Origin of the sequence: Vibrio ishigakensis (genome assembly GCF_024347675.1) — a bacterium.
Classification (GTDB): domain Bacteria; phylum Pseudomonadota; class Gammaproteobacteria; order Enterobacterales; family Vibrionaceae; genus Vibrio; species Vibrio ishigakensis.
The window spans coordinates 1,426,633-1,439,227 of the sequence record NZ_AP024882.1; the positions used below are offsets into that span (position 1 = coordinate 1,426,633).

12 protein-coding genes are annotated in these 12,595 nt (G+C 47.7%); all 12 read right to left on the minus strand.

Translation table 11 applies throughout. The features are described 5' to 3' along the window. Positions 1 to 13 precede the first annotated feature (13 nt). The 12 genes from Pcarn_RS20330 to Pcarn_RS20385 all read right to left on the minus strand — a co-directional run bounded on the left by Pcarn_RS20330 (position 14) and on the right by Pcarn_RS20385 (position 12,534). Positions 14 to 1,378, minus strand: coding sequence for an O-antigen ligase family protein (locus tag Pcarn_RS20330; RefSeq protein WP_261836146.1), 1,365 nt, complete (start codon positions 1,376 to 1,378; stop codon positions 14 to 16). Next, positions 1,378 to 2,727 (minus strand): lipopolysaccharide biosynthesis protein, encoded by a 1,350-nt coding sequence (locus tag Pcarn_RS20335; protein ID WP_261836147.1) that lies wholly within the window; start codon positions 2,725 to 2,727, stop codon positions 1,378 to 1,380. Before Pcarn_RS20335 ends, Pcarn_RS20330 begins: the two co-directional genes overlap by 1 nt. Positions 2,728 to 2,731: 4 nt before the next feature. After that, entirely contained in the window at positions 2,732 to 3,856 is a 1,125-nt protein-coding gene (locus tag Pcarn_RS20340) for a glycosyltransferase family 4 protein (protein ID WP_261836148.1), read from the minus strand. Then, positions 3,843 to 5,018 (minus strand): glycosyltransferase family 4 protein, encoded by a 1,176-nt coding sequence (locus Pcarn_RS20345; RefSeq protein WP_261836149.1) that lies wholly within the window; start codon positions 5,016 to 5,018, stop codon positions 3,843 to 3,845. Before Pcarn_RS20345 ends, Pcarn_RS20340 begins: the two co-directional genes overlap by 14 nt. A gap of 104 nt (positions 5,019 to 5,122) precedes the next feature. Then, positions 5,123 to 6,154, minus strand: coding sequence for a glycosyltransferase family 4 protein (locus tag Pcarn_RS20350; protein WP_261836150.1), 1,032 nt, complete (start codon positions 6,152 to 6,154; stop codon positions 5,123 to 5,125). Further along, complete coding sequence (locus Pcarn_RS20355; RefSeq protein WP_261836151.1) at positions 6,151 to 7,629, minus strand: sigma-54-dependent transcriptional regulator; 1,479 nt, start codon at positions 7,627 to 7,629, stop codon at positions 6,151 to 6,153. Before Pcarn_RS20355 ends, Pcarn_RS20350 begins: the two co-directional genes overlap by 4 nt. Before the next feature lie 36 nt (positions 7,630 to 7,665). After that, positions 7,666 to 8,016 (minus strand): Hpt domain-containing protein, encoded by a 351-nt coding sequence (locus Pcarn_RS20360; RefSeq protein WP_261836152.1) that lies wholly within the window; start codon positions 8,014 to 8,016, stop codon positions 7,666 to 7,668. A 139-nt stretch (positions 8,017 to 8,155) separates the two neighbouring features. Next, positions 8,156 to 8,815, minus strand: a complete 660-nt coding sequence (locus Pcarn_RS20365) for a P-loop NTPase family protein (RefSeq protein WP_261836153.1) — start codon at positions 8,813 to 8,815, stop codon at positions 8,156 to 8,158. Positions 8,816 to 8,817: 2 nt separating this feature from the next. Continuing rightward, positions 8,818 to 10,884 (minus strand): SLBB domain-containing protein, encoded by a 2,067-nt coding sequence (locus Pcarn_RS20370; protein WP_261837327.1) that lies wholly within the window; start codon positions 10,882 to 10,884, stop codon positions 8,818 to 8,820. Positions 10,885 to 10,903: 19 nt separating this feature from the next. Continuing rightward, complete coding sequence (locus tag Pcarn_RS20375; protein ID WP_261836154.1) at positions 10,904 to 11,713, minus strand: OmpA family protein; 810 nt, start codon at positions 11,711 to 11,713, stop codon at positions 10,904 to 10,906. 31 nt (positions 11,714 to 11,744) lie between these two features. Then, complete coding sequence (locus Pcarn_RS20380; RefSeq protein WP_261836155.1) at positions 11,745 to 12,080, minus strand: STAS domain-containing protein; 336 nt, start codon at positions 12,078 to 12,080, stop codon at positions 11,745 to 11,747. Positions 12,081 to 12,294: 214 nt separating this feature from the next. Next, on the minus strand, positions 12,295 to 12,534 hold the full coding sequence (locus Pcarn_RS20385) for an RNA recognition motif domain-containing protein (RefSeq protein WP_261836156.1): 240 nt from the start codon (positions 12,532 to 12,534) through the stop codon (positions 12,295 to 12,297). Positions 12,535 to 12,595: the final 61 nt, after the last annotated feature.

The window sequence follows — 12,595 nt, forward strand, 5'->3', positions numbered from 1 at the left end:
AGCGTGCCAGTTTTTATTGAGTGGTTTGGACGGTAACCTGTTGTTGTTTCTCATTCTGAGAATCGATTTGTACAATGCGCGAGATGGCAATGATGAGCGCAGCCAGGATATAAATAGGCCATACGAAGCCTTGGGTTAGGAAGGTGCCTGAAACGACAGTGCCTATCATGCCAGCGTAGACCGCACCTGAGGCGCTGTACAGATAGGGTGATTCGCAGTTTGATATTTGTTGAAGACTATTGTGAGCGGTGCGTATCAAACTGATGATCAAAATGATAAATACAAGAAGGCCAAGAAAACCTGTCTCAGCGAGTACTCCGAACCAGGTGCTGTGCACCGCATGATTCAAACCATCCCAGTGAGAGCTGTAGAAGAAGTAATTTACATAAAAGTTGTTTAGCCCCACACCAGTGAAGGGGTTATCTACTGCCATTTTGGCGGCAGCTTCCCACGCATATAGACGTCCCATTGCAGAAGCATCTATACCTGCTTCGGCTGCGCCCCCTGATGCTCGAGAGCCAATCCCCGCAACCACATACAAAACCAGAGCACCTACAGCCCCCAGCGAGAAGAATAGAACCTTAGAGCGGATCATTCGGTAGCCAAACACGGCGCATACGCTGAGCATTCCCAATAACCCACCTCGACTCTGTGTGGCTATGATGGCGGTAAATAGGCACACCACCACCACAATTGAAATGAAACGAGCAAAGCCCGTGAGCTTAGTATTCAAGGAAATAGATAGGGAAAAGGCAAACGGGAACAGCAGCACAAGCGCTAGGTCGTTAGGATCGCCAAGCATAGAGCCAATTTGACGGCCTATGGTCACGCGACTTCCTTCAACCAACCCAATGCCCATTGCCGCGTTATAATTGGCGACCATCGCCACGAGTCCGCCTGCGAGTATGATGGCCCAGCACGCCTTTGTGAGTTGCTCCTTATCATTGACCACCCACAGAATGGCAAGCGTCATCACCATTATCTTCCAATAGATACCAGAGAAGTTACTCCAAGCGATATCTCGATTAGAGGCGAAGATGATGCCTAAAGTCACTAGAACCCAGAACAGGACCAGCCAGTTGAGACTATGATGCCAGTAGAGCTTCAGCTTCCTGCTTATCACTAGGTGCCATCCAATGGAAGCAAGAGCGCCGAGAGAGAGCAGCAGTGGCAACTTGAACGGCATTAAGGCTGGCACTACCTCATGGATCCTAAAAAAGCTGAATATGACAAATAGCAGGATGAGCCAGAACAGGTTTCTTACCACGCCCAATATCGCAATAGGTAGAAGCGCCAAGGCCACTCCTACGGCCGGATGTGGGATAAGAACCCAGGCTCCGGTTATGACTGCGATATAGATCAGGGCTAGATAAGGCATTATGCCGACACTCCTTGTCTTTGCACTAGGGCTCTCCCAAGAGTGAGTTGCAAAGCAAGCGCCAGCAAGATCAACCAAGGGGTAATACCTTTATAAGCAAGAAGCAGTCCAACTATCGGAAGGACCATTGCAGTAGAGAGTCTTGACAGGCTAAAGGGTAGTGAGTAAGCACGCTGAGAAATGAAGCAAATGGTTAAGGCGCGGCCCAATTGAGCCAGACCTAGAGTAAGCATAATTGTCCAGATGGACAGCTCTTGATGCATAAACAGGGAGCTTAGCGCTAGGATAACAACGCCAAGGTTGATCCAAAATAGCGGTAAGGTGCGCCCTTTAACTAGGCTGCCAAGGTTTAAAAGCTCCCCCCATTCTTTACCAAGGGCCATGAGAAGGGTACCTACAAGCAGTAGTGCACTAGGGTTATAAACCTCTGGTAAAGCGTATTGGATAAACAGTTGTCCGAAGCACAGTACACACATCGTAAGCATCCCAACTAGGGTGATACCCATTTCTGTATAACTCGCCGCCTGTTCAGGGTGTTCTTTTGCAAGCTTGATCCGCTTTGGCATCCACCACATGCCAAAGGGCTGAATAAGAAAGCACATGGCCAGCGCAAACTTAGCCGCGATTGCATATTGCCCTAGCACCTCAAGGGAGGTGTTGCTGGCAATGATCCAGCGCTCGGAGCCATTAAGCCCAAAAGCCACCAAGCCAGAGAGCATCAGGGGCAAGCAGTATTTTAGTGAAACCTTAACTAAGCGTTTACTTGGGCGGGTAATCTTTAACTTTGAGCTGTATAACGAGCACATAAGCTGAACTAAATGTGCCATAAACGCCGATAGCAATACGCCCTGAACGCCATAGCCAAGGTTAAGAGCCAGTAGTACACATAGCGCCTGAACCAGAGCGATACCGAGGCTGATCTTGATAAAGGCAAGGGTCTTATTTTGCATGCGAAGCCACACCATACAGATAGCAAGGGGGCTCTCGATAGACAGCGAAATAGCCAAGATATAGAGGCTAGATTGAGAGATAAGTTGACCTTCTCCGACACCTGTCACTAAAGCAAGAGCAACAATCGAGCAAATAAGGGATAGACCAAAGGTGAGGGTGAAGATTTGGTTTGCGCGCGTTAAGCCGTTTTTGGTGGCGAATCGATAAAGCGCCTCATGCAGTGCGAACGAGATAAGGATGCCAAGCACTGCCATAGTGGTAGCAACTAGCTCAAGTTCACCCATTTCAGCAGGGGTTAAAAACCGGGTGAAGATTGGCAGCATGATAAGAGACAATCCCTTGCTAAGGGCAATGGAGAGCGCAAATGCGGCCATTTGAAACTTGGGGTTCTCTTTCATGGTGTTAATCCTGTTTAGCAAGACTAGCAATGGGTTGTGATGCCAATAGAGATTGAGCTATCTCTTGATAGGCTTTTTCCGCTGTATATTGCCTAGCAATGGCCTGTCCACTCATGCCTAAATGCCAGAAACACTCTTTACGGTGTAGGACCATTCTCAAAACTGAATGTAGGCTTTGTGCATTGTTCGGCTCGTATTTCAGGCAGTGCTGCCCCTCGACCAATATGCGATCCCAATAGGCACCATCCCGCGGAATCACCACGATAAGACCGCAGGCTAGGGCTTCTAGGGTTGATAAGCCAAAGGGCTCATTGACGCTGGTGGAGACATATACATGACTGGTGGCACGGATCTGGTCCAGATCTTGTGGGTTCTCATGCCAATGAATATGTTTGATGTCGCGATCGATCTGGCATTGCTCTGCTTTGGTTTGCTGAGGTTTGATATAGCAGACGTTGGCGTGTAAACAATGGTTCAGGCCTTGTGTTTGCATTGCCTCAGTAAGAAGGTCCAGCCCTTTCCACTTTAAGAGAGATGCGGCCCAGAATACGCTTATTGGTAGACTGTTTTCTATCTGAGGCTTAGGCCATTTCGATAGACCATTGATGAAAGGAACAAAGTTTTGTTTAAGCACTTCAGCATCAAGGCAGAACTGAATACTGGCTTTAGCAGAGGGCAAGTAGAAAGTGGTATGTCCTTGATTTAGGCACCAATGACTAGATCTGGATTTAGCTATTGGACCGTGGATAATCTGGATGAGCTTAATATTAAACAGGTGCGCCACTAGGTAGGCAGCCAGATCCACACCAGGCCCGCTTGCAACCACGATTTGGCTCGGAATAGAGGCGCGAACCAACAGTAATCTAAACATTAGCCAGCCAATTGCCATGCAAAAATAGAGCTGTTTAAACCAGTATCCCAACCCTTTCGTCTGGGCTAGCAGCAACTCTGGAGTTCTCAGCATTGCTGAGTCTTGGCAATTGAGGTCTTGCCAGCTATTTAAATGAGAAGAAAGAACCTCAATGGGCAGTTGGTTAGAAACAAGATTTAGCGCCGCCGTGGTCGCAACCTTTGAGCCGCCGTGAAAGGGTATAGGGTCAAACAGCAAAACGTATCTAGCGAGCTTCATAACTGCCTCCTTTCAGGACTCGGGTGCTAACTAAGGTTTTCAGAGGTGACATTAGCGACAGCCAAGAGGGTTTAGATTGGCTGCGCATGATGGTGTGGTATTGCTCTTCTAAAGCCTTTGTGTTGGCTTGAATGGAGAAGCGCTGCTCAGCACGTTGGTACCCTTGTTTGGCGAGATCTTGATAAAGTGCTCGATTGCTCAGGGCTTTATCGACACATTCAACCAACTCTTGCTCGTTCTCAAACAAGAGGCCACTGATGCCATGCTCGACGACCTCCGGAATACCACCGACATTGGAAGCTATGACTGGAAGGTGTTGCCAAAATGCTTCTACCAGAACGAGACCGAATGCTTCACTTCGAGCGCCACTAATAAAAAGGTCCGCTTCAGCTAGATAGTCGCTGACGTTGTTAACCTCTCCAACAAAGTGAACCTGCTGTGCTACGTCAAGACGGACAGTTAAACCTTTGAGTTTGGCTCGTTCTGGCCCTTCGCCAATGATGACTAGATGGCAGTTTTCTTCAAATTTAGAAAGTGCTTCAATGATGCGGTCAAAGCCTTTTCGGTGTATCAGAGAACCCACGCTGATAAGAACCTTTGCATCGTTTGGGATCCCTAGAATCTGTTTCAGGTTAAGCTTGGAGGCGGTCGTTTCGGGCACTCCGTTATAGATAACGTTTAGATTCTCTTTTGGGTAACCATCTTGGTTTAAGCCAATGGATACAGCCTTACTCACGGTGACGAGATTAGGCACCAAATTGAGACCTAGAGAGAGTCGGTCGTGCAGATTGTAGTGACAATGTAACTGGCAGAGGTGAGGAATGCCCTTGATCCTTGCTGCTAGGGTTACCCATTGGCAGGGCGCGGCGCTGTTGATGTGGATGCAGTCGATCTGCTTTTCATCAATGAGGGTTAATGCATGCTGAAGCTGTTCGTACCAAGTGAGAGGTTTAAACTGTTTCTCCTGCCAACTGAAGGCAATAGAAAAAGAGTAAAAGCGAGCGGGAATGCTTAAATGATTACACTCGCTGTACAGGGCGGTGTTGTTGGTCCAGATGAATGGATTAAACTCGTTACTGAGACTCTTTACTAAATTGAGAAGACAGACCTCGCTTCCTCGGATCCAGTTGTCTCCATAATGTACGAACAGAATATTTTTCATTGCACACTCCTTTGCTGAAGTCATAACTGCAAGGGGAGTGCCAAAGTGTGAAAGCCCTTATAGGACGGGCGCTAAGAGCGATTGTCTGAATTTAGGAGAGGGGACTAGTTAGACTGATTCTCAAATTGAGAATCGAGTTTTAGGTGGTAGTATCCAAGAAGTTCAGGGATAACTGCAGTTACCGAGAATTCTTTCTCAATAGTATCTTGAGCTGCCGTCTGTATCTTTTGCTTTTCGCTATCTGAAAGAGAGTCCCAACTTGAGAGACAGTTTGCGAGCGCTTCTACATCTGAGACAACAAAGCCATTTTGGTTGTGCTTCACTAATTTACTGATATCCCCTACATCAAGGCTAGCAACAGGGACGCCTCGCGCCATTGCCTCGAGTGCTGTCATAGGCAGACCCTCATAGCGTGAGGTGATAAGTAACAGCTCCAGTCTTGGATAGACGCTACCCATATCCGTTTGAAAACCCTCGAAAACAACATTCTTGGGAGCCGCTTGCTCGAGTTCGTTTCGCAAAGGGCCATCGCCGTATAGATGAAAAGCATATTGTGGACACTGAACTGCAAGCTCGATAAATCTATCAGGGCCTTTCTCTGGGCTTAGCCTACCTACAAACCCGAAGTGTTTGTCAGCCGTGTGACTCGTAGGTTCAGGCATCTGAATAAAATTTTTGATAACTTCTGATTTAAAAGGAATCTTAGCTTGGATCTTGTCGCTGACGCACAGGTTGGTGTTGGCAAGAAAGGCGGTATACCTGTCTAGCATATCGTAGAGTCTAACCCTTCCTGCAGGTGTCTCTCCGGCATGAAAGGTGCTCACCAGTTTGACCCCTGAAAACGGTAAACTTAGCTTTGCCAGGATATTGGCTTTATAGCCATGGCTATGAACTACTGTCGGAGAGTGGGTTTTAACGGCGTCTCTCAGGCTCGTTCCAAGCTCTTCTACGTAGTGGTATTCGATACTGTTGCACTCAAGGCGGGTAATGATTTCCGCTGGCGATGAATAGCGTTTCACAAGCACGACCCGCACAGGGACGTCAATACTTTTGAGCCCCTGCGCGAGTTCAACAATATGGGTTTCTATACCGCCAAAGGTGAGGCTATCAACCAAAAGCCATACTGACTTACTCATTGCTCTTTAGCCTGAGCTTCCCACTGTTGCTTTTTGCGATAGATGGTGGCGGGGCTAAGATCTAAAAGGACTGCGGCATTTAGTACGTTACCATCGCAGTGCTTGATAGCCTGCTGTATGGTTTCTCGTTCAACAAGCCACATAGGTTTAATCTCTATCTCTTCTGGTTCGGCAGCAATAGGCTCTGGTACTTGTTCAGTAGTGGCAGGAACGTCTTGCTCTACCGGCACCGGAGCCACTGCAGGCTCAATATTAACGGTCACTTCGGTCGGTGCGGCAGTAGGCTCAGTTGAACCTTTGTTAACCAGTTTGTTTAGTGGCGATGGCAGGTATTCTAGCTTCACCTCGGTATCATCGTTAAGCACGACGATATTGCGCATCACATTCTGTAATTGTCTAACATTACCCGGCCATTCATAGCCTTGAAATAGGCGTTCAACCTCAGCACTCAGTTTGGTAAAGCGTTTTCCATCCTGCCTAGAATACTGACGAAGGAAATGACTGGCCAGTATGGTGATATCCTTACCGCGCTCGCGAAGAGCAGGCATGTCGATTGGAATGACGTGCACGCGGTAGTAAAGGTCTTCACGAAATCTTCCCTCGGCCACCTCTTGCAGTGGGTCACGGTTGGTCGCGCAGATGATACGCACGTCCACTTTAGACTCTTTTGAACCGCCTAAGGGGGTGAAGGTACCGAGTTGCAGGAACCTCAAAAGTTTCTTTTGCATCTCGAGATCCATTTCGCACAGCTCATCCAAAAAGAGGGTACCGCCATGGGCTTGCGCCGCTGCGCCTTTCCTGTCGCTGGTGGCTCCGGTGTAAGCGCCTTTGACGTGACCAAAGATCTCGCTTTCCATTAGATCTTTAGGGATTGCACCGCAGTTGATGGCGACAAAAGGTTTATCGGCGCGTTTGCTCTGTTTGTGTATGGCTTCAGCACATACCTCTTTACCGGTACCGCTCTCACCTAATACAAACACGCTTGCGGTCGTCGGCGCAACGGAATCTATGGTTTTGTAGACTGCCTGCATGGGCAAGCTAGAGCCAATAAAACCGTGGAATTTGGCGCGATCAAACTCGGTTTCGAGTTTATCCACCAGCTTTTCTAGCTTGGCTTTTTGTAGGTGCAATCTAACGGAGGTCTTAAGACGCTCTGCTTGGATTGGTTTTTCGAGAAAGTCTTCAGCACCTTTTTGAAGCAGGGTAACCGCAGTATTCACCGAGCCGTGGGCTGTGGCTATGATGACCGAGGTTTGGAATTGGCGCTCCATGATCCAATCAAGGATCTCTTCGCCTGTGGTATCTGGGAGTTTGAGGTCGAGAATAACTAGCTGCGGCTTGTAGTTATTGATGAACTCTTTGGCATCCTTACCTGTTTCAACATGGAATAGGTCGTAGGGCTCGTCCTTGACATACTGCTTGTAGAGGATCGCCAGAGAGGTGGAATCTTCTACCAGTAAAACTCTTGGGCTCATAAAACATCCTTATCTTATTCGCGAATTTGGTTCTGATTAGAGCGAGTTCTTGTGTTCTTCGAGTGCGTCTCTGGTTTGAATAAGCAGCGGTGGCAGATTTGCCCCTTTACTAAAGGCTTGTTCAAGCTGGCCATTAATGCAATGCGCTTCAACCGCACGGGAAAGATTGCCAAGACTGCGCGCACCCATGGCAAGGGCGGTGCTACCTAAAGTATGAGATTCGAATTCGAGCAATTTGACATCTTGGGTGGTTAGAGCCGATTCAATTTCCGACATGCGCGTAGCGGACTCTTCTAAGAAGGCATCGATAAGCATGGGCAACACTTCGGCACTGGTGTCTGCCACCATCTGATCTAGGACTTGGGTATCGATTAAAGAATCCGACATATGAGCACGCTCCTTGTTACTCTTTGAAGATGAGTCTTTTGGTGCCTCATCTCGCTCTATCATATTCATTAATCTATGTTTTATCATTTTTTTAACCTCGCGGAAACGTTTTACCTCACGCAAATTCGACAAAAGATAATTAAACCGACTCAGCAGAAAAACTTAAAGATGAAATGCGAGTCTCTAATTTGCGCTTAATAACTTTGGGTAGGAATTTGAAGCTTGAGATGACCTTTAGCCACTGGCTCCCAATCAATGACTCTTGATGCTGATTGAGTATGATGGCGAGCAAGTTAGCGTTAGCATTGGTAAGTGTCTCGACAGCTTGGTCTACTTCCTCTTTGGTGTCTTCACCCCCATTAGTCATTAAAACCGTATTGCAGCACAGACTACTTAGCATGGATGTTGAGATATGACCGTTGTCTACCGTGCCGGCATCGATCACTACGCGGTCATACTCATCTAGCCAATAGGCCAGTGATTGTTTAAAGGTCTCTGGGTCTTGTAGCATTAATTTATCTGCGCGACTGCTGGGTGCTGGCATACCTGAGAACAGGCGGTGGCTTTCTTTATGGCTGATCAGTAGTTTTCCTCCTTGGTTGTTAAAATGGATGGATTCAAAGGCAGGGTTATCAAGGTTTAGGTCTACTAATAGGGTTCGAAAACCTGCCAGCATGTAGCGCTCGGTGAGTGCCATCGCCATCTCAGTAACGCCAGAGTGAGCTGAGACTGAGCTTAGGCACACACAGCGACTGCTGTTTATCTCCAGTTGTATAAAGATTTGTTCTGAACGTGTCATGGCTACAGGGCTCCGATTAGTACGATAGTGGTGGCAATCTTTAATACATCGTCTAAGCCGTCACGTGCTTTTTGCATAAAGCTTTCACGCTGATGAGGAATATAGATGGTATCGCCCGCGCGGATGATAGGCAGTTTTCTAAAGTTTGCGGTCTTGCTAAATTCAATCAGGTCAAAGGTGCGTGCCTGGCTTTGGCTGGTTGATAGATTCACCACACTGATTTTCTCTAGGAATGCTTGGTCGCTTGGGCCGCCAGCTTCTGCTAGCAAATCAAGAATGGTCATGTTGTCATCAAATACATAGCGACCTGGGCTGTTCACTGCACCTAGTACGCGCACTGTGGTCTCTTTAGGACGGTCTAGCCAGTTCTTGTCTTTCTCTGGGATATAGATGGTATCGCCAGTGGTTACCTGAGGCAGTAGTGATTCGTCACCGGTTTCAAAGTAAAGCGCTAGATTTAGCTTGCTCACCATAGAGTAAGTTTTGTCTCTATGAGTAATGCGGATATTGTGAATATCAGCGTCTTTTGTTGGGCCGTCCGCTGCTGACAGGATGTCTAGGAAGTGCATCTCTTTGGTGAAGCGATAGCGACCTGGAGCGTTTACCTGCCCGAATACATAGATAGAAGCGTCAGAGCTTTGGCGTACCCACTGAGATTTATTATCTGATGGGTCTTGTGGTAGGTCGTGTACACGTACGATAGCGCCAGCGGTGATCTGTGGCAGTTCTGATTTGCGTGCGCCATTTTTGATAAAGGAATCAAGGTCAAAGACTTCTCTTGTCCCTGCGCCATCCACCACTTCAATGGTTGTGGTGTCCGCACGCAGTGTTGGGCCGCCTACGTGCGCTAGAAGATCCATCAGATCCATTTCGTCAGACCACTCGATACGTCCTGGGCGAACCACCTCGCCGATAACGCTTACCGCTCTGTCTGGAGAGACCTTAAGCCATGATTTTTCGTTCATGTCGGTTTTTTCTGGTACGAAGATAGCGTCACCGGCTTGAATTAGAGGAGGGCGTTTACTGTTGATGCCTTCGGTGTAGGCAGTAAGGTCGAATTTAAACACACGGCCGCTCGCTTTGATGATGCGGATCTGGCGAGACTCAGCAAAACGGGTTGGGCCGCCGGCGTTAGCAAGGATGTCCATAAAGGTCGCGCCTTTCTTACCCTCGAAAGCACCCGGAGAGGCAACTTCACCCATTACATACACTATGTTAGAGCCAGCTTTGATTTCCTCTTCCATCTTAGGTACGAAGATAGTCGCGCCCGGTTGCAGTTTTGGTAGTAGGCTGGAATCCCCTGAGTCAAGGTAGCGTTTAAGGTTAAAAAGAGTCGGTTGGTTATTTGAGATAACGCGGATTTGCTCAACACTGGCGTAGCGAGTCACGCCGCCTGAGCGCATTAGGATATCTACTAGATCAGTGTCAGGTTTGTAGCTAAATGAACCTGGTGCGTTAACCTCACCAAACACCTTAATCGCTTTACGCGCATCTGCGCTGTCACCCGCATTTGCCAGTTTTGAGGCATCAAACTCTTGCTCGATGTTACCCACTAGAGGTGATGCAGGAACAAAAAGCGAGTCCAATGATTCAAGTTTAGGAAGGTTGTCGTCGTTGCCTGAGTCTAGAAATGCTTTGTAGTTAAACTCTTGGCTCTTACCGTTGCGGCGCAGTTTTAGTTTATTTAGTTGTGCGCCAGGGCGAAGGCCACCTGCCGCATACAGTGCCATCTGTACGGTCGCAGTTTGAGGCAATGTGTACTCGCCTGGTGAGCGCACATAGCCTTGGATTGAAACTAGGATCTGCTTTTGCGCGATGAAAATGCGCACATTAGACAGGTCGCGGTAAGCGGTATTTAGGGCATCTTTTACCACTTTTTCTAGTTGGTCTTCTTCAAAGCCTGCCACATACACAGGTCCTACTTCTGGAAGAGAGATACGACCTGTTTTATCTACCTGAAAACCTTTATTTAGTGATGCTTCACCAGGTAAATTTACCTGAACCAAATCGCCGATCTGTACTGCTTTTGCAAGCGCTAAGTGAGAGGTCGTTAGCAGGATACCTAGCATCACGGCCTTGATGATGTGTTTAACGGTTAACATGCTGACCTCCTGTCGAAATCACTTCTATGCTCACGCGGCGGTTGGTAAGTTTGGTAGCCTCTGAGTCGCCTTGATACAGTGGAAGGCTTTCCCCAACGGCTTGGGTTTGGATGCGGTTTGGCGATAGGCCAAAAATGGTAAGGTAACGCTCAACCTGTTTAGCACGGCCCATAGCGAGGTCTTGGTTGTATTCCACCGAGCCGTCCTTGTCGGCGTGGCCAGTAACACTCAGGTTCAAACTCTTGTGCTGCTTCAAAAGGTTGGCCGCCTCTGCAAGGTGCCCCATGTATTTAGGGTTGATCTCAATAGAGGCCTTAGCGAACTGGTTATCAATATTCAGTAGGTTGTAGATCTTCTCGATCATCGCCATTTGATGTTGATAATCGGCATCATTTAGTGGTGGCTCGCAACGGGTTTCGGCTGTTACATAGTCAAGCTGTCGCTCTAGTTTACTAAGCTGCTTACGCTGAATGACGATGTCGTTTGCGGCGTCTAATAGCAAACCTGCTTCAAGCTCGCGGGCGATGCGCTTCTCTTTAGTTTGAGCCTGTACGACAGCGGCTGGAAAACACCATTCCGCGCCTTGGGTGATCAGGGCGTCAAGCTGGAGCTTCGCAAGATGAAAATCAAAACGAAGTCCGTGCTCGGGTCCTAGTGGCTCATCTGGCATAACAGGAGAGAAGTCATTGAGCACCGTGTATTCTCCCAAACCGCCATTTCCCTCTGGCGGGTAACTGCTACAACCCACGGCTGTAATGGCTAGTAGCAGTGCTGAGCTTGATTTAAGTGAAAACATAATGCGTCGTCCTTGAGCGTTAGGGTATTGCTTAGTGTGCGTATTCGTACTGAGCTTCTTTGTTTACCGGTATTGCTTGACCGATACGAAGAAGTTCCATCATTTTCAATGGCTGGCCGTGTGCGTTTTGAATGCACATGTCACGATTGCTCTCTACTAGGCGTTTGTACAGATACACGATTGCACCTATGCCCGAGGTATCTAGGAACTCTACTTGGTTTAGATCCATCTCGATTTGAGGGTGGTTGTCGTTCGCTAGTAGGTCATCGATGCACTGTTGCATTGTTTTGCTGTTTGACGCATCAAAGTCACCGATTACTGAAAGGGTTAGACAGTTGTGGCTAGTTTCAAATTTGCGAAGTTCCATAATCTTGCTCCATGCGGTTTGATAAAACTCACGGAGACTACTGCAGTATGCGTGCCAACTTTTAAAGCACTTTTTTATCAATGACTTAAGTATTGATTCTCAAAATGAGAGAGGGATTCTGTGTGCGGGAAACAGGAAGAAGGGTGATTATCAATCTGAGAATTACGGGTCTTTAGAAATGAGAAAGCCAGCGTCTGCTGGCTTTAATGGGGAATCAGTCTTTCGCTACCTTAACTCGAATCTTGCTCTTAGCGACCTTAGATTCATGAAGGGCTTTTATCGCCTGCTGAGCTTCTTCTGGATTTGGCATCTCTACAAAAGCGAAGCCTTTAGACTGTCCAGTTTCTTGGTCGAGAACCAGATTACAAGCCTTAACAGTGCCATGCTCAGTAAATAGAACACGTACTTCGTGCTCAGTGGTAGTGCGCGCAAGATTGCGAACCAGTAATTTCATAGTAATTGCCTTGTGTTTTATTGCGCGCTGATTGTGGCAGTGTTAGCGATATAAAACAACA

What these genes read in the sequence shown, in the direction of transcription:
- Pcarn_RS20380 (WP_261836155.1), bottom strand. Translation starts at nt 12,080, where the DNA reads ATGGAACTTCGCAAATTTGAAACTAGCCACAACTGTCTAACCCTTTCA.
- Pcarn_RS20365 (WP_261836153.1), bottom strand. Translation starts at nt 8,815, where the DNA reads ATGACACGTTCAGAACAAATCTTTATACAACTGGAGATAAACAGCAGT.
- Pcarn_RS20370 (WP_261837327.1), bottom strand. Translation starts at nt 10,884, where the DNA reads ATGCTAGGTATCCTGCTAACGACCTCTCACTTAGCGCTTGCAAAAGCA.
- Pcarn_RS20355 (WP_261836151.1), bottom strand. Translation starts at nt 7,629, where the DNA reads ATGAGCCCAAGAGTTTTACTGGTAGAAGATTCCACCTCTCTGGCGATC.
- Pcarn_RS20385 (WP_261836156.1), bottom strand. Translation starts at nt 12,534, where the DNA reads ATGAAATTACTGGTTCGCAATCTTGCGCGCACTACCACTGAGCACGAA.
- Pcarn_RS20345 (WP_261836149.1), bottom strand. Translation starts at nt 5,018, where the DNA reads ATGAAAAATATTCTGTTCGTACATTATGGAGACAACTGGATCCGAGGA.
- Pcarn_RS20360 (WP_261836152.1), bottom strand. Translation starts at nt 8,016, where the DNA reads ATGTCGGATTCTTTAATCGATACCCAAGTCCTAGATCAGATGGTGGCA.
- Pcarn_RS20340 (WP_261836148.1), bottom strand. Translation starts at nt 3,856, where the DNA reads ATGAAGCTCGCTAGATACGTTTTGCTGTTTGACCCTATACCCTTTCAC.
- Pcarn_RS20350 (WP_261836150.1), bottom strand. Translation starts at nt 6,154, where the DNA reads ATGAGTAAGTCAGTATGGCTTTTGGTTGATAGCCTCACCTTTGGCGGT.
- Pcarn_RS20330 (WP_261836146.1), bottom strand. Translation starts at nt 1,378, where the DNA reads ATGCCTTATCTAGCCCTGATCTATATCGCAGTCATAACCGGAGCCTGG.
- Pcarn_RS20335 (WP_261836147.1), bottom strand. Translation starts at nt 2,727, where the DNA reads ATGAAAGAGAACCCCAAGTTTCAAATGGCCGCATTTGCGCTCTCCATT.
- Pcarn_RS20375 (WP_261836154.1), bottom strand. Translation starts at nt 11,713, where the DNA reads ATGTTTTCACTTAAATCAAGCTCAGCACTGCTACTAGCCATTACAGCC.